This window comes from Clostridium culturomicium (genome assembly GCF_000821305.1).
Classification (GTDB): Bacteria; Bacillota; Clostridia; order Clostridiales; family Clostridiaceae; genus Clostridium_J; species Clostridium_J culturomicium.
In genome coordinates this window covers 276,162-297,825 of the sequence record NZ_CCXK01000016.1, presented here as the reverse complement: position 1 = coordinate 297,825, position 21,664 = coordinate 276,162, and the positions used below count along the sequence as shown (strand labels likewise).

The window sequence follows — 21,664 nt, the reverse complement described above, 5'->3', positions numbered from 1 at the left end:
AATAATAAAATAAAAGTTACGTAAAAGTTATTAAGTATAGCTTTTAGAAAGGAAAAAGAATGATTAACAGACTTAAAGAGTTAATAATAGATAACAAGTATCCCATAGGTAATTATGGCATAGAAAGAGAAATGCTTAGGGTAGATGAAAATGGTGTGCTAGCATTTACACCACATCCAAGAGGTTTAGGTAGTAAGTTTGAGAACCCATATATAACCACGGATTTTGCTGAAAGTCAGATTGAAGTAATAACACCAGCTTTTCAAGATTCAGAAAAAGCTTTTAATTTTTTAAATGACTTGTATGATATAGTGGCTAAGGAAATAGGTAAGGAGTATTTATGGCCTCAATCTATGCCTTGTGAAATACCAGATGATAAAGAAATTCCAGTTGCAGAGTTTGGCACTGAAAAAGATGCAATTGATGCTAAGGAATATAGAGAAAAATTATTAAGTAAGTATGGTGGAAAAAAGCAGCTTATATCTGGGATACATTATAATTTTTCTTTTTCGGAAGAGCTTTTGAAAGGACTATATGCAGATGAGTGTAATGAATATACTTATAAAGAATTTAAAAATAAGGTATATCTTAAGGTTGCAAGAAATTATCTGCGTTATCGATGGATATTAATTTATCTATTAGGAAGTTCCTCCATTTTACATAAAAGCTTTATTGAAGAGGAAGATTGTACTAAGTGTTATAAAGAGGTTGTAAAGGATACTTTTATTCATGAAGGTGGTATATCATATCGTAATGGTGAATGTGGATATAGAAATTTAGTTGATCTTTTTCCTAACTATGATTCTGTTGGAGAATATGTGGAAAGCATAGAGGGATTCATAAAAGAAAAACTAATCGAAAGTCATAAGGAATTATATAGTCAAATTAGATTGAAAGCCAATGATCCAAATAAATTTCTTGAATCCTTAAGACAAGAGGGAATTAAATACTTGGAGTATAGAACAATAGATGTAAATCCTTTTGAAAAGGGTGGTATTTCTTTAGTTGATTTAGAATTCTTGAAAGTATTTAATCTTTTTCTTCTTCTTAAAGATGAAAGCAGCTATAGCCAGTGGCAGGAAGAAGCTTTACATAATCAAAATCATGTTGCTAAGTTTGGAAAAAATCAAGTTCAGTTAAAACGTGATGGAGATAATATATCTAAGGTGCAGTGGGCGTTAGAAATCCTAGAAGAAATGAAAGGCATCAGTGATAAACTACAATTGGACAAAGAAAACATTATAAATATTATGATTGAAAGGGTACAGGAGCCGGAGTTAACCTATTCCTATAGAATTGAAGAAGTAGTAAAGAAGGCTGGATATATTAATGCTTATATGGCTTTAGCAAAGAAATATAAGGAAGAAGCTAACAATAATGTTGAACTCACAGAAACTTATTCTAAAGTACATCAATGGTTGTAAATAAAATATAAAGTTTTACTAAAGCATAAGGTAAGGCATTATTGCCTTATCTTATTTTTGTATTTTTAGTTTTAGTGAATAAATAGTACTTTTGAGGAATATAGTAAAATAGTTAGAATATAAATATCTTAATATGAGCTAAGATAAAGTAGGAAGGGGTGGGCAATATGAAATATGAAAAAATAAATTTACCTTATGGATATAATGAGCTAGAACCATATATAGATGCTGAAACAGTTGAGATCCATTATAGTAAGCATCTGCAGACTTATGTTGATAATTTAAATAAACTGCTTGAGGATTATCAAACATATACTTGCGGGAAAACTATGGAAGAAATTTTGAAGGATATAGAAGACATACCACATGCCATAAGACAAGGGGTAATTAATAATGGTGGGGGTGTAGTAAATCACAATTTCTATTTTTCAATATTAACCCCTAATAGTAGTGGGAAGCCAAAGGGGATTCTCATGAATCATATTGAGGAAGAGTTAGGTGGTTTTGAAAGGATGAAGGAGTTAGTTTCAAATGCTGCTGTTAGTAAATTTGGGTCAGGATGGAGCTGGCTTGTTTTAAATAAATTTGGTGATTTAGAGATTATGACTACATCAAATCAAGATACACCTATTTCGGTTGGAAAAGTTCCATTGCTTACTATAGATGTGTGGGAACATGCTTATTATCTTAAATATAAAAATCTTAGAGCAGAATATGTGAAAAATATATGGAACTTATTTAACTGGGAAATTATTGAGAGCATATATGAAAAATATAGAGCAAAGTAGTGATTTAACAGGCAGAGAATCTTCAGTTCTCTGTCTGTTTTTTTCTTAAGAAAATCGTAAGATTTATTTTTTTTTAATGACTATTGTGTATGGCATAGTACTATGCTATTATAGATTTATAGGTACTGTGTAAAACGTAGTACCTTATAAAATAAATTACTATTATGTTTTACATAGTAGGCTTTATTAAATAGAAGAACCTTAAATAAGTTAAGGGACTTCTAAAATTTTAAAACTACTATAATGTTATACACAGTATAGATAATACTAGAAAGGGAGGTGCTACAATGAGTACACAACTTAGAAAAGGTGTAATTGAGATATGCGTACTAACTCTTATAAATGATCAAGATATGTATGGATATGAAATCGTGGAAAAGATATCTATTGTGATGTCTGTTAAAGAAAGTACTATTTATCCGTTGCTTAGAAGATTGACTTCAGAGGGTAATTTTGAGACTTATATGGTTAAATCAGAAGGTGGACCTGATAGAAAATATTATAGAATTACGGAGTATGGAAAAAATAACTTAAAGACACTGGTAAAAGAATGGGATGAATTTGTAAGAGATGTAAATATAATTTTAAAGGGATACAGAAAGGAGATGGATGATAATGAGTAAGAATGATTTTTTAGATATATTAAGAGATTATCTTAAGGGAACCTTCAGTCAGTTAGAAATAAATGATATTTTGAGAGACTATGAGGAGTTTTTCTTAAATGGAGAATTACAGGGTAAGAGTGATGAAGAGATAATAAGAGGCTTAGGTTCTCCGAAGAGTATTGCTCAGGAGTTAATCGAAGAAATGAAGGGTCAGGCCCCAATCAATGACAATAACGGCAGCGAAGTGTTTGATAAAGTTAATAAGGAAGCTAAAAGAGCCTGGAAAAGTGCTAAAGCAACAGGAAAAAAAGCTGGAAGCAAAGCAAAGGAATTTTTAGATTCGAATTCCGTGATTAATGGAAATATATCTTCGGCAGGAGTGAAGTTGATAATAGCTATTATAACTATTACAATCATTATATTTGCGCTTCCAATAATACTTAGTATGTTTGGTTCACTTTTAGCTTTAATAGGTATGTCTATTGCGAATTTCATCGGCTACCTTGGAGCAGCTGTTTTATGTGGTATTAATCTGTCTATGGGGATTTTTGGATTCTTCGCATGCATTGCTTGGACAGGTTTCTTAATACTTGGCTGGGTATTATATACTCTAGCATACAAAGGAGTAAAATATCTTTGGGTAAAGTATATTTCATGGGTTAGAACCAGGAAAATGTATGTAAGAGTAAAAGAGCAACAACAGAATACTTCATCTAATGATGAAACCAAAGAAAATTTTGAAAATGAAGAAACGGAATGTGAAGCAAAGGTTACTGAGGATGTATATGATGAAGAGGTTATTATAGTTGAGCCTATTCTCCTAGAAGAAGCAAAGGATTTAGAAAATCATGAGGACGATAAGGAGGTAAGGGGTTATGATGAGTAAGGTTAAGAAGGCTCTGATAACTGCAACAATTTTTATAGTAGTTGGAATTTCAGGCTCCATAGTAAGTGGCTTTTATGTAGTTCCTCAATTTGCAGCAGAAGCTTATAGAGTGCAAAGAGAAGTTAGAAATGCTGTTCCGAAAGAGAAAGAAGTTTTTGTAACAAGTGAAGCTGTTGAAACTTTAGATATTTCAGCATTACAAGGTAATGGATTTGATGTAGAAATTAAACCTTCAAGTGATAATAATACTAGAGTTAAGACCTATGAGTATTATGATAACAGCATAACAGTTGATACAAGTTATGATGGTGAAGGTAAAAGACTTATAGTTTCAGGTCAAAGGAGTATATATAATTTATTAGATGCTGAAAATCTAAAAGGATTCTTTGAAGAAGGGTACAAAACTATTATAGGTAATTTGGTGGAGGAAGCTAATAGAACTAGTCAAATTGTTATAGAGGTTCCAACAGGAATTAATGTTAATTTTAAAGGAACTGATGGAACTAATTTAATAGTAAAGGATTCTTCAGTGTTAAAAGATAACTTAAATTTTTCTTGTTACTATGGATATGTTGATTTACCATTTAATAATAATCTTAAGAATATTGATATTAAAACAAATGCTTATTTTGAGATGGATTTAAGAGAATTTATTAATGCAGATAAAGTTAATATAGAAGCATCAAACATATCTATTGTTTCAAGAGGATATAGTAATGAATACAGCAATATAACTAAGTTGCCAGAATCAGTAACTATATTTGGACGTAACAATGTAGATGTAGAATCTTTTCTTCCGTTAGGTAAAAATGTTGTTATTTCAAGTGATCACGTAGAGTATGATAGTAATTTTGAAACTTATCCTGTTAATCTACAGCTTAGAGGAAGAGAGAGAGCTAATTCTTATTATTCAGATAGAATGAAGGGAGATTGGGACAGATATATAGACAGTGAAAATTTCCAAGGTGTTTTAGGAAGTGGAGAATCGGCTGAATATAATCTAAGTATAAATAGGTATTATAGTTGTGATATAGAGAATTTATCCAATTTAGATATTGAGGCTGATTTAAGAGAATATTAATTAAAACTATCCTATGAAATGAGTTTATTTCATAGGATAGTTTTTTATATGACTAAATTGTAAGATTTCTCTTCAGTTTGTAAGGTTAGATTTATGGTTACCAGGGGTAGAATTATTTATAATGATTACAGTGATACAGAATATTAACCATTTGGAGGGAGAATATATATGGAAATTTTAAAGGTTGAAAATTTAAGAAAAGTTTATGGCAAAGGCGATAGTGAGGTAAGAGCACTTGATGGTGTGAGTTTTACTGTGAATAAAGGTGAGTTTATTGCCATCATTGGAGCATCAGGTTCAGGAAAGTCAACACTGCTTCATTTAATGGGAGGGCTAGATCGCCCAACATCAGGTAAAGTAATTATAAATGATATGGATATATACAATCAAAATGAAACGAGCTTAAGTATTTTTAGAAGAAGAAATATTGGTTTCATATTTCAATTTTTCAACTTAATGCCTATTTTAAATGTTGAGGAGAATATTTCCTTACCAGCTCTATTAGATAATGAAAAGGTAGATAAAAAGTATTTAGATGAAATTATTAAACTGATAGGTCTCGAAGATAGAAAAAAACATATACCATCAGAATTATCAGGTGGACAGCAGCAGAGGGTATCTATAGCAAGAGCTTTAATTAATAAACCGTCTATAGTTTTAGCAGATGAACCAACAGGAAATCTTGACAGTAAAAATTCAAAGGAAGTAATAGAACTTTTAAAAACTACGGCAAAGAGATATAATCAAACACTTATTTTAATTACTCATGATAGCAGAATTGCCGAACAGGCAGACAGAATCATTACTTTAAGTGATGGAAAAATAAAAAGTGATGTAAAGCTGGCATAGGGGGAAGAGATAATGATAAATAGTTATAAGGCTATAAGCGGTCGTTACTTAAAAAGTAACAAGAAGAGGACTGCTCTAACAATAATTGGAATAATATTATCAGTGGCACTAATAACTTCTATATGCACTTTTATATTAACTGTTCAAAACTCAATGCTTGAACAGCAGATAAAAGAAGTGGGCGCATTTCATGCAGTTGTAGAGAAGGCTACTAGAGCTGATATAGAGAAGCTTGAGATTAATCCTAAAATAGATAAGCTAGGTCTTGGCAAAAGTGAGGAGCCTGTTCAATTTATAAAGGATAAGCTTATTGGTATTAATCACTTAAACGAAAGTGGCTTTGAATTGATGAATGTCCAATTAGAGGAGGGAGAGCTTCCTAAAAAAGGTAATGAAATAGCTGTTGAACGATGGATTCTTAGATATTTTGAAAGTGGAATTAAGGTAGGGGATGAAATTGAGATTAAGGATGAAAAAGGGAATGCCAAGAGTTATGTACTGTCCGGAATTGTAAAAGATGATTGGCGTTCACAGAATATAGGAACAGCTAAAGGCTACATGGCAGTTGATCATGAAATATTACAAGGAAGTGAAGTTACAGCATTAGTACAGATTAAGGAAAAAGCTGATAAATGGCAGGTTATTAACGAAATTAAGGAAAGTGTTAGTGAAGGTGCCGAGGTAAGTCATAATGAAGATTTAATGAGACTTACAGGAGAATCATCAGATTCAGGGTTGAATGCTGCTATAACTACAGTTGTAATTATGGTAATTGGAATAGTGGTTTTAGCTACAGTAGTAGTAATATATAATGCTTTTCAAATCAGTATTGCAGAGAGAATAAAACAAATAGGATTATTAAGAGCTATTGGAACTACTAAAAAACAGATAATCAACTTAGTTTTAAGAGAAGCGACTTTAATGATATTAATAGGGGTACCCTTAGGAATGTTCTTTGGAATAATAGCTGTTTACTGTATAGCTTTTGTATTTACTAAGCTTACTCCAACAGGAGATTTTTCAAATCTGAAGGTAGTATTATCTCCAATAACATTAATTTTAAGTGGTATTATAGGAGCTTTATCAATATACGCTTCAGCATATCTTCCAGCAAGGTCTGCAGGAAAGACATCACCTCTTGTGGCAATTAGTTCACAAGCTTTAATTAAGAAGGAGAAAAGAAGCAGAGGTGGCTTATTTTTAGGAAGATTTTTAAAGATAGATTGGGGCATGGCTTTGAAAAATGTTAAAAGAAATAAAAAAAGATTTTATGTAACTGTATTTTCTATGGCAATCAGTGTAACACTATTTGTTACATTTACATTTTTTGCTAAGTTTTCAAGCAATTTTACTGATGAGATTACAGAATCTAATGACATGGATTTTTCTGTTTCCTTAAATTACAATGATGATAATGTAGATGGAATCAGTGAAAAATTGATAGATGAAGTTAAAGCTATACCCAATGTTGAGAATATATATAAACGCTATAGTAGACTTTCAACTTGCGAGGCATTAGTAGATAGAAGTATTATTCCAGAAGAAGTTTTAAAGTGGAGTGAAGAAAGTGGAAAAGAATTTGGCATGAATGAAAACAGGTTACCCACAGTATCTTTAGATGGAAAAGAAAAGCTTAGTATACCAGTTGTAATAGATGCTTACGACGAAGGCAAATTAGAAAAATCGCATAAGTATGTAAAAGAGGGCAGTATTGATAACCTTAAAGAAGATGAGATTATAGTAGTAAGAAATACAAGATTTTTCGGCGAAAGAACATTAATTTCACCTATGGCAAACTTAAAAGTTGGAGATGAGGTTCCATTAAGCACAGATTACTACTACTATGATGGTGAGAGTAGTGAGGTTCAAATAAAAGAAGATCTAAATTACGCTAGTGATGAAGTTGAAAAACTAAAAGTAGCAGCCATTGTAGAGGTTGCACCATTTAAAGATGCAGATTATTATGAGACGCTTAATATTATAGTCAGTGAAAAAACAGCAGAAAAGATTATAAAAGATAATTTATATTTACAAAATCAATATTATGTAGAAAGCTTAGATATACGTCTTACAGATGATGTATATGTTGATGGTGTAGATTCAGCATTAAGGGAGTTAGAGAATACTAATCCAGGAATAACTTACTTCAATAAAATTGAGTTTAATAAGCAAGATAAAGCTTTTAAGATTCAAATGCTTATACTTTTAATGGGCTTTACCATTGTTATAAGTTTAATCAGTGCAGTTAATATAGTTAATACTGTAACAACAAATATTCTTTTAAGAAGAAAAGAGTTAGCTGCTTTAGAAGCCATAGGCATGACTAATAAACAGGTAAGACGAATGATTACCTTCGAAGGAGTTTTATTTGGAATTTATGGGGGAATAATTGGTTCCGTATTAGGTACAGCCTTCAGCTATATGCTTTATGAGCCAATGAGTTCTATAAGAAGATTTGCCTTTGCATTCCCATGGCAAAGTATAATTATAGCTGTAACTGCTGTAGTGATAGTGGGTTATATTTCGGCTCTAATACCATTAAGAAGGTTAAAAAAGGATAGTATTATTGAAGTGATTAGAGGAGAATAAAATGAGGGATAGCCCATAGGCTATCCCTCATTAATTAAGCAATATTTGTATTTTAACTTGCTGAAGAGTCTATCTCACCTAATATTTTTTTATAGGAGTTAAGGAATATTATAAGGGTTGTGAAAGAAGCGACTATGTCTGCCACTGGTTCTGCCCAATAAATTCCAACTACACCTGCAAATTTTGGTAAGATTATAGCGAGTGGAATTAATAAAATTACCTTACGCAATAAAGCTAGAAATAAAGAAATTTTAGCTTGACCAAGCCCCATGAAGGTTGCTTGGCATGCCATTTGTATTCCAAAAGCCCACATTCCACACATAAATATTTTTATCATTTTAGCTGTTAAATCAGCTAGTTCTTGTTGTTGGGTAAACATTCTTACAAAAACATTTGGGAATAGTATGATTGCAAGAGTCCCTAAAACTGTAGCAGTAAAAGATACAATGATTAAAAGTCTAAAGGTCTTTTTAACTCTATCATATTTTTTTGCACCGAAGTTATAACTGATGATTGGTTGAACACCTTGAGTAAGTCCACTAATAGGAACAACTAGAAGTTGCATTATGCTCATCATAATTGTCATTGAACCTACATATAGGTCTCCACCGTAGTTTTGTAGACCAGAATTTAGAACTATTCCAATTAAGCTTTCTGTTGCTTGCATAATAAATGGAGCAACACCAAGAGCTACAATACTTCCAATAATAGTCTTATTAATTTTTAAATTCTCTTTTTTGATTTTAATAACACTCTTACTTTTCTTAGATAGTAAGAAGTTAACAACCCAAATAGCACTTAAGCATTGAGATATTATTGTTGCAAGAGCGGCACCTTTTACACCTAAGTCTAAACCAAAGATAAAGATTGGATCTAGAACAATGTTTGTGATAGCTCCGATTAGAACAGAGAGCATTGCTGTTTTAGCAAACCCTTGTGCACTTATAAACATATTTAAACCTAAAGCAAATTGTACAAATACAGTACCCCATAAATAAATAGTTATATAGTCTAGACTATAGCCTATAATATTTTCACTTGCACCAAACATGTAAAGTAAAGGTTCTTTAAATACTGAAAATAAGATAGTTAACACAATAGAGAAGATGATTAGTAAAGTTGTAGCATTACCTAGTATTTTTTCAGCGCCATCTTTATCACCACTACCTAATTTTATAGAAGTAAGTGGGGCACCACCCATTCCGGCTAGAGCACTAAAGGCTGAAATAAGAATTATGATTGGAAAGGTAACGCCAACTCCTGTAAGAGCTAAGTCACCAACACCTGCCATATTACCGATATAAATACGGTCAACTATGTTGTAAAGAACGTTAATTAATTGAGCTAGAATAGCAGGTAAAGCTAAAGTAAACATTAGCTTAGGAATATTTTCTTTACCTAATTTTTCATCTTGTGAATTTGACATTGTTTTTCCCCCTTATTTGATATTATTGTCAGCATATTCATTGAGATTATTAAGTATTTTAATAAGCTTAGTTTCGAAGTCCTCAATCTCTTCAGAAGAAAAGCCTTTAAAATTTATATTTCTCATGGCATCACGAGCTGTTTCATATGGTTCCTCTAATGAACGAGCTTTTTCAGTTAAAACTATACGGATAGCTCTCCTATCTTCTGTACTTAGTATTCTTTTTACATTGCCTTGTGATTCAAGTCTATCAAGCATACTAGTTAAGGTAGTCTTTGCTAATCCTGTTTTTTTGCTTAACTCACTGATGGTTATATTGTCTTCAAGCCAAAGCGTAAAAAGAATTCTGCTTTGAGGACTATTGAAGACCTCAATTCCATTTTCAACAAGAAGGTTTCCAAAAATTCGTTCTTGCAGCAGCTTAATTTTTGCAATATATATTCCAATTGGTTCGTTATTTGCCATTTAATTCACCTCCGAATAATACTAGATAAAATAGTTCTATGTAGTATTATATATCTTTTAAACTATTTTAGTTGTTAATAAAGTGTTAAAAATATTTTGATTACTGGTGGATTGATTAAGTAACAGCATGAGAAATAAGGTATAATTAAAATAAAGTATATTAAAATTTAAATTATTAGGAGTTTTTAAATGAATAGAATTTTATTTGTAGAAGATGATGAAGCATTAGCATTAGGAATTGAGTATACATTACAAGAAGAGGGATATGAGGTTGTAAGAGCGAGTACAGTTAAGGAGGGAAAGGCGTATTTTGATAAAAAAGATTTTGATTTAGTTCTATTAGATATAAATTTACCTGATGGAAGTGGATATGATGTGTGCAAATACATAAAATCTATTAAAGATACACCTATAATTTTTCTTACTGCTTTAGATGAGGAAGTAAATGTGGTTTTAGGACTTGATATGGGAGGAGAAGATTATATTACAAAACCCTTTAGGGTAAGAGAACTATTATCCCGTATTAAAGTGGCTTTAAGAAGAAATTCTAAATTTGAAAAAAATAGCCTGATTATAAAATGTGAGGATATTATTTTAAATACAGCTAAGATTGAAGTATTAAAAAAGAATGAAAGATTAGCATTAACAGCTAAGGAATATAAGCTTTTGTTGATATTTATGAAGAGTCCAGGTGTAATGCTAAGTAAAGATGAAATTCTTAATGAATTATTTGAGGATGAGGGGGCTTTTGTTGAAGATAATACTCTTTCAGTGTACATAAAAAGATTAAGAGAAAAGATTGAAGAAAATCCATCTAAGCCAGAATATATTATTACAAAACGTGGCTTAGGGTATATGTGGAATAAAGATATTCAATAAAGTAGGAGAAGTATATGAAAAACTCAGTAAATCCTGAAGTGAAAAAAAGTTCAGCCATAATATTAATAGTGATAATTTCTTTTAGTTTGATAATTAATTGTGCACTATATTTTAGTTTTAACGGTATAAAACATAGTTATATTAATGGAAGGGCCGCAGTTATTGGGAAAATAACAGAAACTCATCCTGAATTAGCAAACGCATTGGTTAAAGCCTCTTTTGAAAGTCAAAATGAAGAAATTATTGCCAGAGGAAATGAAGTTTTGGCCACTTATGGATATGATGAAAATATAAAATTTACATTTTTACCAGCTATTAATGCTGCTTTTAAGGAAAGTATGCTTATATTGTCAGTCTTGGTGTTGGTATTAGGCATAGCTATTCTTGTACTAAATTATTGGCAGTATGAAATTATATATTCTAGAGTTAGGCTATTAACTAAAGCTTCTAAGGAAATACTCGAGGGCAACTATGATATGAATATTTATAAAGAAAAGGAAGGAGACTTTGCTAAATTGTTCTTTGGTTTTAATAACATGAGAACTATTATTCAAAGTCAGATGATTGATTTGAAAAAAGAAAAAGAGTTTTTGGTAAATCTTTTATCTGATATTTCACATCAGCTAAAGACACCGTTAGCTGCGTTGATTGTGTATAACGATATTTTAAGTAAACCAGGTTTAAATGAGGAAAATAAAAATAGATTTTTAGAAAATAGTAAAAAGCAGCTTAGTAGAATGGAATGGCTTATAAAAAGTATGCTGAAGCTGGCAAAGGTAGATGCTAGAGCAATAGAGTTTTGTATAAAAGAAAACAATCTTAATCAAACAGTTGAAGACGTATTTGAAACTTTAAAGTTAATGGCTCAAAGGAATGAGGTTCAATTGTGGCTTGATGAAGCTTCGCTATCAGGTGAAATTTGTGCTGAATACGATGAGCAATGGCTGGAGGAAGCACTAATTAATATTATAAAAAATTGTATAGAACATAGTGGTGGGGGAAATGTTACAGTAAGTTTAGAGGAAACGCTGATTAATACAAAAATTATTATTAAAGATAATGGAGAAGGGATTGAAGAAAAGGATCTTCCAAATATTTTTAAAAGATTTTACAAAGGTGGAAAAAGTGATTCTGTTGGAATTGGATTATCGTTAAGCAAATCTATAATTGAAGCTCAACAGGGTTATATTGAGGTTAGCAGCAAAGTTAATGAGGGAACGGAGTTTAAAGTTATATTAATGAAAAATATTAAATAGGGGAAAGGGTATGGATATGTATTTCAATCGGATATTTTGGGGGATGATTCTAGTTTTTTTTAATTTGAATATTGGAACCATGGATGTACTCCCTAATATTATTGGAGTGATCATGATAGCTACGGCATTAAATGGTTTACATGAAACAAAAGATGAAGAAGCCTTTAAAAAAGGTGAGATCTACGGGTGGATTATGGTTGGCTTCGAGGCTGTGAATTTGGTTTTCAAATATACTGGATACAGCGATCTAGAGGAAGCTAATAGTTCTATATTATTTGTTATATACGGTCAGATTTCAGCAGTTATTAGAATTGTATTACTATATTATATTTTAAAAGGAATATTTAATTTAGGTGAAAAAAATGGCAATTTAGAAATTAGTTCTAAGGCTAAGGAAAGATGGCACCTATCATTTGCCTGCACGGTTGCCTTCTCAGTTTTAACAGCCTTTAGTTTGAATTTTAAAAATGGATTGTTAGACGGGATGATAATTATTTTAGGTATAACTATGTTTATAGTAAATATTTTAGTTATGGCGATAGTGAGAAAAGCTGCAAAAACATTTGTAGAAAAAGATACGAGCACTAGTATGTAGGGATGGTATGTATGATGAATATAAATAAAAAGTGTATTATCTTTCCCATAGTTTTTGTTTTAACTGTTTGGGTGTTTAATATTATAAGATACCAAATATATTTCTTAGATAAGCCTATTTTTATTAAAGAGTGTGTGGAGAAAAATGTATCAATTGAATCTGATAATAGTGAAATAAATCCATATGTAAAATTTGGATCGAAGGTATTAGAATTCTATTATATAGATGATTTTTCTAATAACACTTATATTACCGATAAAATAGATTATAGAACTATTAGTTTTCCAGAAATTAATTCACAAGAATGTTTTTCTAGCAATGGGAATTTTGGAGGAAGTACTTTCGATATGTTTAATCAAGGAAATCAGGTTACTGGAGTCGAAATATATCCTTATAGATTAAAGGTTTTGAGTGTTGATTTAGGACAAGTTTTTTTGAATGATGGAAGAAGTATATATGATCTATTAGAGGAGAAAAAAGAGATTGTTATAACAAAGATACAGATAGGTAGTGGAGAGTATAGTAGAATTGTTGATATAGGGAATGTAAAGATAAGAGATGTAACAGATCAAGAATTAAGAACAACCTTTGTTAGAGAGATGTATGGTACTAGTGGTGAAATGAACTGGAGTAATATAAATTATGAAGCCTTGAGAAATATTAAAATAACAGAAGTGAATGCAAATTTATTGGATATATCAGATAAATATCTTAGTGTTAAGTTGAATGATCAAGATATAAGTGATATAAAATTTCCAATAGAAATCAAGGAGGGAGAGAGCTTTAAAGTTAGTTATAAAGTGAATCTTTGGAGAGAGGATAAAAATAAGCTTGAACCTAAATTAATTGAAACACTATTAAAAGTTAAAATTATTGATACAAATAAACAAGCTGAAGAGGTAATAATACCAGTTAGCAATTGGTATTATAGTATTGCTGGATACTTAGAAAAAGCAGGAAATCTAAATAAATTGTTTAAGGAATAAAGGTATGGCTGTCATTATAAGAAACAAATGACAGCTATTTCTATAGGTAAAATAGAACAGTTTATAAATTTATGTTATTATGTACAGGATAACTATAATATTGTTATGAAAAATGATACAATGGCCATATAATGGGGGGGAATGTAATGACAGAAGTTTTATTAGTAATAGTGTTGATATTATTAGTTTTGAATATATTTAGCACATTAGCATTAAAGAATAGAGGAAACGGATTAAGTGAAAAGAATATTGACGGGAGATTTGCACAAGTAAGTCAGAAGGCTGACTTACTTGATAAGAGTATTGAAAGGCTTGAAAGAGCTTTTAGAGAAGAAATGCTTAGAGGAAGAGAAGAAGCTCGAAAAGGGGAACTGCAAGCTCGTTTTGAGTTAAATCAACAGGTTCAATTAATGAAAAATGATGTTTTGAAAAGAATGAGTGAAATTGCAGCTTTTCAAAAAAATCAATTAGATATATATTCTGAAACAATGGAAAAATCATTGAAATCTTTTGAAAATCAATTTTCTAAGAGTGTTAATGATTTTAATGAATTACAAAAAGAAAAGTTCACTGAGTTAACGATTAAACAAGGAGAATTAGTAAAGTCAACTGAAGAGAAGCTTGAAAAAATGAGAGAAACTGTAGATGAAAAGCTTCAAAGTACTTTAGAGAAGAGGTTGGGTGAGTCCTTTAAACTAGTAAGTGATAGATTAGAAATTGTTCATAAAGGTTTAGGTGAAATGCAGTCTTTAGCCATGGGAGTTGGGGATTTAAAAAAAGTTCTTTCAAATGTAAAGACCAGAGGGACTTTAGGAGAAATACAACTCAGCAGAATTTTAGATCAGATTTTGACAAAGGACCAGTATGATATCAATGTTGTAACAAAACATGGGTCTAGGGATAATGTAGAGTTTGCCATAAGGCTTCCAGGTAAAGATGATAGTAATGAGGTAATATACCTCCCTATGGATTCAAAATTCCCGCTGGATGTTTATCATAATTTAGTTGATGCTTATGACACCGGTGATTCTAAATTAATTGAAGAAGCATATAAAAAGTTAGAAACATCAATCAAAAAATCTGCTAAGGATATAAGAGATAAATATATTGATCCGCCATATACTACTGATTTTGGAATAATGTTTTTGCCAATAGAGGGACTTTATGCAGAAGTTGTAAAGAGAACTAATTTAGTAGAAATACTTCAAAGAGAATATAGAATAAATGTGACAGGTCCAACAACCTTAGCAGCACTTTTAAATAGCTTACAAATGGGATTTAAAACTTTAGCAATAGAAAAGAGATCTAGTGAAGTATGGAAGGTACTTGGTGCAGTAAAAACTGAATTTGGCAAATTTGAGGATGTGTTAAAAGCAACACAGAAAAAATTAACTCAAGCGAGCTCAGATTTAGATAAACTTGTAGGAACTAGAACTAAACAAATAAATAAAAAGCTTATGGATGTAGAAAGCTTAAGCAATGAAGTTACTGAAACAATTATGGATACAATGCAGATTACAGAAGAGGAGAATTAGTTTAACCCCTGACGTGCAATTGCTTTGTAATTAAAGGGAGATTATTTATGGATGCTTTAAGAGAGGTAAAAGAAAGGCTGTCAATTTTCAAAAATTTATATGATAGTATAAGATTAGTAAACCCAATTAATGATTCAATTATTAATCATGAGTGTGAAAACTTAAGTGTAAAAAGCGGCTTTTGCTATGACATATGGAAAAGAAATGAAAGATGTGAGAATTGTATTTCAAGAGTAGCCTATGATAAAGAGGAAACAGCTGTTAAAATTGAATATAGTGAAGGAAAAATTATATTGGTTATTGCATCTCCATTAATCATTAAAAATAATAAATACGTTATTGAAATGATTAAGGATGTATCGCAAAACGGAAGAATTTCAAACATGGACACAAATTATGAAGAAAGTGTATTGGGATTTTTAAATGTTATTAAGGAGCGCACTGTTAAAGATGAATTAACAGATGTATATAATAAGGCTTATATCAACGAAAGATTGCCAAAAGACCTAAGAATAAGTGTAAACGAAAATTTATCCACTTCTGTTGTGATGATTGATTTAGATTATTTTAAAAACATTAACGACACATATGGCCATGTTATTGGGGATAAGGTGTTAAGAGATTTTGCAGCTATAGTAAAGAATTATACAAGAAGTGATTCTATGTATTGGATAGGAAGATATGGTGGCGAGGAATTTATCCTAGTACTAAATAATGCTGATGAAGATATTGCTCAAAATATTGCTGAAAGAATTCGAAAAAGAATTAATGATAATATATTTAAATACGACGATGTTGAGATAAGAATAACTTGCAGCTTGGGTATATATAGTTCAAACGGTAAGGATATAAATATGGATGATGCTGTTGAAAAAGCAGATAAAAATTTATATAAAGCTAAAGCGAGCGGAAGAAATAAAATTGTAAATTAATAAATAAACCCAGCTGATTTTTTAGCTGGGTTTATTTATTAATCCTTCTTAAATTTTAAAATATTATCTGTAAAGATACCATCGCAGCCTAACTTTTCTAGGTTCGAAGCTACTGAAGGTTTATTTACAGTATAGGAAAATACCTTAAGTTCATTGTCGTGAGCAAAATTAATTAAAGCCTGATCCACTAAATAAACATCTGGATTAATGGAGTAGGCATTTACCTTTAAAGCGAAATCCAACATGGTCATTTTGTTATTGCCAAAAAGTACACCTAGTTTTATTAAATCATCTAATTCACGTAAGATTTCAAGGCTTTGAGGATTAAAGCTAGAAATTAAAACTTTATTTTGCAGATTATATTTTTTTATAGTAGCTAAAACATCAGCTTCTATGTTATTATAGTGGATTAAATCTGTCTTAAGTTCTATATTTATAAATAAATTTCCACTTTTAAGAATCTCAAGAACTTCGTTCAAGGTAGGAAGTTTGCAAAGTTTGCTGTTTTCAAATTCAGGATTTTTACATTTGAAGTTTTTTAGTTCTGCAAGGGTAAAATCCTTAATCAAGCCACTTCCGTTAAAGGTACGTTTTATATCTTCATCGTGTATAACAACAAGTTCACCATCTTTAGTTTTATGAACATCAAATTCTACAGCTTCAGCACCAGCTGTCATTGCTTTATCAAAGGATAATATAGTGTTCTCAGGATAAATTTCACTTAAGCCTCTATGGGCGAAGTAAATCAAAATTGATCACCTCCGTAAGTATTTGAAATTATTTAATAATCATATTATTAATTACACATTATATTTAGAAAGTCCTTCTTTTTAAATGAATAAGGAAATTTAAAGTTGCATGTCATATTTTAATTTAGCAAACTTGTGAAGAGAAATTAGAGGAGATGTGAAGATATTATAATAAGTTATATGTAAAAAAAATACTATTATTCATAATAATAAAAATAAAACTTCTTTTAGGATTAAATAAAGACTCCCATTGAGGGATTCACTCAATGGGAGAAATGTTTAAGTTAATTGAAGTAATAAAGTTGAATTAATTAATATGTTGACTTTGAAAACCCTGACGCTCTACTGAATGTTTTTTTGCTGTTCTATTATGATTTTTACCTGTTTCACTGGTTATAGGAGTTTGATAATTACACTTCTCCATTCTTGCTTGTTTATTATCAGGTTGACTATCTTTTGCCATAAATGATTCACTCCTTAATATAGATTTAGTATTAGTTTTAGCATATTGATGTTTTTTATAATAAGTTTTAAAAGGTAAAATTTCCTTTAAATGAGTTTTATATAATTTTTTATAATCAAGATAAAGAGAGGAAATATAAATGTATAGGTGAATAGATGAATAAAAGCAGATTCGATTTTATTTCGAATCTGCTTTTATTAGTTATATTAGAAATTACTTTTTGAATATTTTTGTGACCATACAGAGAAAGTAGTTTTAAAATTTGTGGAAGCATTTTCTTTGGTATAATCATAAAAGTCCTGTAGAAAATTTGCTCGAGTAGTATCATCTGTTAAGATTATTCCTCCAGCGTCTAACTGTTCATCTAGAATTTCATTCAAGGATTTAAGATTACTTTCCTTCATCATTTGAAACATTGCCATAAACATAGTGGTTCTTCCTTCACCGTGGTCACAGTGAAAGTGAAGATGAGTAGTTGGTGGTGTTTTAACAACAAAAGTAACAAAAGAGTCAACCATTGAAGGAGTAGGTATGTGCCCATCTCTTGTAGCAAATAAAACATAATTAAGGTCAGCGCTTTTAGCTAGAGCTAGCTCTACTTGAGATTTTTCTACCTTGATTTCTTCACGAAAGGCTCCACGTTTATTGAAGATGTTCTCAACGTCACCAGGTTTCATTGCTCCGAATTTTTCATTTTCGCTGATTAAAGTTTCTTCTGAATCAAAACCGTTGTTTAAGAGTCGTTCAGTACTATAAAAACTCACGGCGTCATCATTAAGAAAACCGTGGGATTCTTGGCGCAAATCTACAATATATGTATCAATCACATGAATATGATTTTTAAGGTTTTCAATTTGACTTGGTTCAAATTGAGCACTTCCAGAGATGTTTAATGACGGTAAATCTCTATAGCGTTCTGGAAGAGGAGCATCTCTATCGGTATCCATAACAAGAAAGCCTTCTTTTACATTAGGAGTTGGCATGGGTGAGGGTTCAGTTAGAGTAAAAGCACTTACGGGAATCGAGGATAAGGCAATGGTCAATATCATTGATATGCAAAGAAGTTTTTGAAATCTAATCATATATAATCCTCCTAAGTGTTGAAATAATATATTTTGGTAATTTTATTATCTATCAATATAGAAGTTTTATACTATTGAGTATGTAAAAAGAAAATACATTTGTATAATGGAAAGTAAGAATATTGAATTTTATTATTGTATATGATATAACGATAATATGGGTAGTATAGCAATAACTGCACCATGCTTACTTTAACTATCATCAAAGTTTAATTGATGATAATTCAAATTCTCATGGCAATATGAGAATTATAGATTTCACGGACAGCTCATATCTTTAAGAATGAGACTTAGATGGCAAATCACTCATAAATGTAGTACAAGCTTCATATTTAGACATTAGCTAAAATATGAAAATTGTGTAGAAGGTAAATCTTTATTTGTGGGATTTAGCTTTGTTTAGTTTTATCTATTTTGATTATTCAAGTTAATAGATCAAGACTAATAAAATTATGAAAAATAAAATTCTTTAGGCAAAATTAAATGCCTAAATAAATTTTAGGGAGTGATTGTTATAAAATTTGGTTTTATTGGAGCCGGTAAAGTTGGATTTTCTTTAGGAAAATACTTTGTTGAAAATGGTATTCAAGTTTCAGGATATTATAGTCGAAACCATATTTCATCAAAAGAAGCAGGAAATTTTACAGGTACCAAACAATTTTTAACTTTAAATGAGTTAATAAATGAAAGTGATGGAATCATAATTTCTACTCCAGACTTTGAAATAAAAAGAGTTTGGAATGAAATAAAAGAGTTGTCTATACAAAATAAATTAATATGCCACTGTAGTGGTTTGTTATCTTCGGAAATCTTTTCAGATATAAGTAAGTTTGATGCTTACCCCTATTCTATCCACCCGATGTTTGCCATTTCGGATAAATATTTTTCCTACAAAAATCTTAATGAGGCCTTTTTTACAATCGAGGGTCATGAGAAATATATGGATAATTTAACTTTTTTATTTAGCAGCTTAGGTAATAAAGTTAAGGTTATCGATAAAAACAACAAAAGTCTATATCATTTAGCTTCTGTTATCAGTAGCAATATGGTACTAGGACTTATTAATAGTGGAGTAAATTATTTAAAGCAGTGTGGCTTTGAAGAAAATTTAGCACTAGAAGCTCTTTATCCTCTTATTTTAAATAATATAACTAATATTAAAAGTAAGGGCTTAGTAAATAGTCTGACGGGACCACTTGAAAGAGGTGACCTTGATACAATCAAGTCTCATTCAGAGAATATTAATGGCTTAGATAAAGAGTTGTATGAATTATTATGTAGGAATTTATTATCTTTAGCAAAGGAAAAAAACAAGCATAGGGATTACAGTAAAATCGAAAAATATTTGGGAGATGAGAAGTGATTATGAAAAATACTATTGTGACTTTTAAGGATGCTAAGGAAAGGTGCGAAAAACTAACAATGCTTACTGCTTATGATTATTCTATGGCAAAACTCATTGACGATGCTGGAGTTAATGGTATTTTAGTAGGGGATTCCGTTGGGATGGTATGCCTAGGGTATGAAGATACGATCTCCGTAACTATGGAGGATATGATTCATCATACAAAAGCTGTTTCTAGAGGTGTAAAGAATGCATTAGTAGTTGCTGATATGCCATTTATGTCCTATCAGACTTCAGTATATGATGCAGTTGTAAATGCTGGAAGACTTATGAAGGAAGGAAGAGCTCATGCAGTAAAACTTGAAGGTGGAATTTCCATGTGTGACAGAATAGAGGCAATCGTTAAAGCGTCTATACCAGTGATGGCACATATAGGATTAACACCTCAATCAGTTAATGCAATTGGTGGATTTAAGGTTCAAGGTAAAAATGAAGAAGCAGCAAAAGAGCTTATTGAAGCGGCTAAAGCAGTTGAGAAAGCAGGAGCCTTTGCTATTGTTTTGGAATGTGTACCTTCAAAACTTGCAGCAATAATAAGAAAAGAGGTATCAATACCAACAATAGGAATTGGAGCAGGTTCTGAATGTGATGGACAGATTCTTGTATACCAAGATATGCTTGGTATGTTTAGTGATTTTACACCAAAGTTTGTAAAAAAGTTTGCCAATGTGGGAGAGAAAATGACTGAAGCCTTTAGGGAGTATATAAAGGAAGTCCAAGATGGAACTTTTCCAGGGCCGGAACATGGATTTAAAATCAGTGAAGAAGTAATCACAAAGTTATATTAATTAACTCCAATTAAATATGAAAAGAGGAAGCATAATGAATATATATAATAAAGTGTCACAGGTTAGAAATCAAGTTAAGGAATGGAAAAGAGCTGGCTTATCAGTGGGTTTTGTACCAACCATGGGGTATCTTCATGAAGGTCATGAAAGTTTGATTAGAAAAGCTGCTAGTGAAAATGACAAGGTAGTTGTGAGCATATTTGTTAATCCAACTCAATTTGGTCCAAATGAAGACTTAGAAAAGTATCCAAGAGATTTGAAGAAAGATTCATTAATTTGTGCAGGGGCGGGTGCAGATTTGATTTTTCATCCAGAGATTGAGGAAATGTATGTCAAGGATGCATGTACATCTGTTAATATGAATGGATTAACCGACGGCCTTTGTGGAAAAAGTAGACCAACTCATTTTAGCGGAGTATGCACTGTAGTTACTAAATTATTTAATATTGTTCCTGCAGATAAAGCTTATTTTGGGGAGAAGGATGCACAGCAATTAGCCATAATTAAGAAGATGGTGGAGGATTTAAATATAGATATTCAAATTATTGGATGCCCAATTATAAGAGAAGAAGATGGACTTGCTAAGAGTTCAAGAAATATTTACTTATCTCCTGTAGAAAGAGAAGCAGCGTTAGTTTTAAATAAATCACTTAAAGTGGCTAGAAAAGCTATAGAAGCTGGAGTGAAAAATACAAGTGATTTAAAAGGGTTAATAGTAGATATGATTGAAAAAGAGCCTTTAGCTAAAATAGATTATGTTGAAATTGTTGATAGCAGGTCGTTGAAGGAAGTAGATTTTATTGAAGAAAATGTTTTAGTAGCTTTAGCAGTTTATATTGGTAAAACAAGATTAATAGATAATTTCACATATTTTATCTAGT

Annotated in this window: 21 protein-coding genes; 16 read left to right on the top strand and 5 right to left on the bottom strand. The window is 30.9% G+C overall.

Annotated elements, in window-relative coordinates; all coding sequences use genetic code 11:
• Nucleotides 1-59 precede the first annotated feature (59 nt).
• From gshAB to BN1075_RS10770, 7 genes are all read left to right on the top strand, one after another.
• Nucleotides 60-1,424: a bifunctional glutamate--cysteine ligase GshA/glutathione synthetase GshB gene (gene gshAB / locus BN1075_RS10800; protein WP_052406507.1), complete on the top strand. Its 1,365-nt coding sequence runs from the start codon at nucleotides 60-62 to the stop codon at nucleotides 1,422-1,424.
• Between the two features lie 167 nt (nucleotides 1,425-1,591).
• Nucleotides 1,592-2,212 (top strand): superoxide dismutase, encoded by a 621-nt coding sequence (locus tag BN1075_RS10795; protein WP_040193162.1) that lies wholly within the window; start codon nucleotides 1,592-1,594, stop codon nucleotides 2,210-2,212.
• A gap of 287 nt (nucleotides 2,213-2,499) precedes the next feature.
• A complete protein-coding gene (locus BN1075_RS10790) occupies nucleotides 2,500-2,835 on the top strand; it encodes a PadR family transcriptional regulator (RefSeq protein WP_040193161.1) in 336 nt (111 codons plus the stop codon).
• On the top strand, nucleotides 2,828-3,703 hold the full coding sequence (locus BN1075_RS10785) for a DUF1700 domain-containing protein (protein WP_040193160.1): 876 nt from the start codon (nucleotides 2,828-2,830) through the stop codon (nucleotides 3,701-3,703). Before BN1075_RS10790 ends, BN1075_RS10785 begins: the two co-directional genes overlap by 8 nt.
• Nucleotides 3,693-4,784 carry a hypothetical protein gene (locus BN1075_RS10780; protein ID WP_040193159.1) on the top strand — a complete coding sequence of 364 codons (1,092 nt, stop codon included), beginning with the start codon at nucleotides 3,693-3,695 and terminating at the stop codon, nucleotides 4,782-4,784. The genes BN1075_RS10785 and BN1075_RS10780 overlap by 11 nt, the downstream gene beginning before the upstream one ends.
• Nucleotides 4,785-4,952: 168 nt before the next feature.
• Nucleotides 4,953-5,633, top strand: a complete 681-nt coding sequence (locus BN1075_RS10775; protein ID WP_040193158.1) for an ABC transporter ATP-binding protein — start codon at nucleotides 4,953-4,955, stop codon at nucleotides 5,631-5,633.
• 12 nt (nucleotides 5,634-5,645) lie between these two features.
• Nucleotides 5,646-8,222, top strand: coding sequence for an FtsX-like permease family protein (locus BN1075_RS10770; RefSeq protein WP_052406506.1), 2,577 nt, complete (start codon nucleotides 5,646-5,648; stop codon nucleotides 8,220-8,222).
• Between the two features lie 52 nt (nucleotides 8,223-8,274).
• Here BN1075_RS10770 and BN1075_RS10765 read toward each other — a convergent pair whose 3' ends face one another.
• Both BN1075_RS10765 and BN1075_RS10760 read right to left on the bottom strand, forming a co-directional pair.
• A complete protein-coding gene (locus BN1075_RS10765) occupies nucleotides 8,275-9,648 on the bottom strand; it encodes an MATE family efflux transporter (protein WP_040193157.1) in 1,374 nt (457 codons plus the stop codon).
• 12 nt (nucleotides 9,649-9,660) lie between these two features.
• Nucleotides 9,661-10,113 carry a MarR family winged helix-turn-helix transcriptional regulator gene (locus BN1075_RS10760; RefSeq protein WP_040193156.1) on the bottom strand — a complete coding sequence of 151 codons (453 nt, stop codon included), beginning with the start codon at nucleotides 10,111-10,113 and terminating at the stop codon, nucleotides 9,661-9,663.
• A 189-nt stretch (nucleotides 10,114-10,302) separates the two neighbouring features.
• Here BN1075_RS10760 and BN1075_RS10755 point away from each other — a divergent pair, with 189 nt between their 5' ends.
• From BN1075_RS10755 to BN1075_RS10730, 6 genes are all read left to right on the top strand, one after another.
• Nucleotides 10,303-10,992 (top strand): response regulator transcription factor, encoded by a 690-nt coding sequence (locus BN1075_RS10755; RefSeq protein WP_040193155.1) that lies wholly within the window; start codon nucleotides 10,303-10,305, stop codon nucleotides 10,990-10,992.
• A gap of 14 nt (nucleotides 10,993-11,006) precedes the next feature.
• Nucleotides 11,007-12,248 carry a sensor histidine kinase gene (locus BN1075_RS10750; RefSeq protein WP_040193154.1) on the top strand — a complete coding sequence of 414 codons (1,242 nt, stop codon included), beginning with the start codon at nucleotides 11,007-11,009 and terminating at the stop codon, nucleotides 12,246-12,248.
• Nucleotides 12,249-12,291: 43 nt separating this feature from the next.
• Nucleotides 12,292-12,843 (top strand): hypothetical protein, encoded by a 552-nt coding sequence (locus tag BN1075_RS10745; protein ID WP_148315493.1) that lies wholly within the window; start codon nucleotides 12,292-12,294, stop codon nucleotides 12,841-12,843.
• A gap of 11 nt (nucleotides 12,844-12,854) precedes the next feature.
• Nucleotides 12,855-13,829 carry a hypothetical protein gene (locus BN1075_RS10740; protein ID WP_040193152.1) on the top strand — a complete coding sequence of 325 codons (975 nt, stop codon included), beginning with the start codon at nucleotides 12,855-12,857 and terminating at the stop codon, nucleotides 13,827-13,829.
• 146 nt (nucleotides 13,830-13,975) lie between these two features.
• On the top strand, nucleotides 13,976-15,364 hold the full coding sequence (rmuC, locus tag BN1075_RS10735; protein ID WP_040193151.1) for a DNA recombination protein RmuC: 1,389 nt from the start codon (nucleotides 13,976-13,978) through the stop codon (nucleotides 15,362-15,364).
• A gap of 47 nt (nucleotides 15,365-15,411) precedes the next feature.
• A complete protein-coding gene (locus tag BN1075_RS10730) occupies nucleotides 15,412-16,296 on the top strand; it encodes a GGDEF domain-containing protein (RefSeq protein WP_040193150.1) in 885 nt (294 codons plus the stop codon).
• A gap of 38 nt (nucleotides 16,297-16,334) precedes the next feature.
• Here the strand turns inward: BN1075_RS10730 and BN1075_RS10725 are convergent, their stop codons facing one another.
• The 3 genes from BN1075_RS10725 to BN1075_RS10720 form a co-directional block, all read right to left on the bottom strand.
• Entirely contained in the window at nucleotides 16,335-17,045 is a 711-nt protein-coding gene (locus tag BN1075_RS10725; protein ID WP_040193149.1) for a glycerophosphodiester phosphodiesterase, read from the bottom strand.
• Nucleotides 17,046-17,352: 307 nt separating this feature from the next.
• The gene (locus BN1075_RS21925) at nucleotides 17,353-17,508 is read right to left on the bottom strand and encodes a hypothetical protein (protein ID WP_197072299.1); all 156 of its coding nucleotides are present in this window, start codon (nucleotides 17,506-17,508) and stop codon (nucleotides 17,353-17,355) included.
• A gap of 206 nt (nucleotides 17,509-17,714) precedes the next feature.
• Entirely contained in the window at nucleotides 17,715-18,491 is a 777-nt protein-coding gene (locus BN1075_RS10720) for a protein-tyrosine phosphatase family protein (protein ID WP_197072298.1), read from the bottom strand.
• Nucleotides 18,492-19,095: 604 nt separating this feature from the next.
• Here BN1075_RS10720 and BN1075_RS10715 point away from each other — a divergent pair.
• From BN1075_RS10715 to panC, 3 genes are read left to right on the top strand one after another with little or no spacing between them, the layout of a single operon-like run.
• A complete protein-coding gene (locus BN1075_RS10715; RefSeq protein WP_449727764.1) occupies nucleotides 19,096-19,953 on the top strand; it encodes a Rossmann-like and DUF2520 domain-containing protein in 858 nt (285 codons plus the stop codon).
• Nucleotides 19,954-19,955: 2 nt separating this feature from the next.
• Entirely contained in the window at nucleotides 19,956-20,783 is an 828-nt protein-coding gene (gene panB / locus BN1075_RS10710) for a 3-methyl-2-oxobutanoate hydroxymethyltransferase (RefSeq protein ID WP_040193147.1), read from the top strand.
• A 34-nt stretch (nucleotides 20,784-20,817) separates the two neighbouring features.
• Nucleotides 20,818-21,663, top strand: a complete 846-nt coding sequence (panC, locus tag BN1075_RS10705) for a pantoate--beta-alanine ligase (protein WP_040193146.1) — start codon at nucleotides 20,818-20,820, stop codon at nucleotides 21,661-21,663.
• Nucleotide 21,664 lies beyond the last annotated feature (1 nt).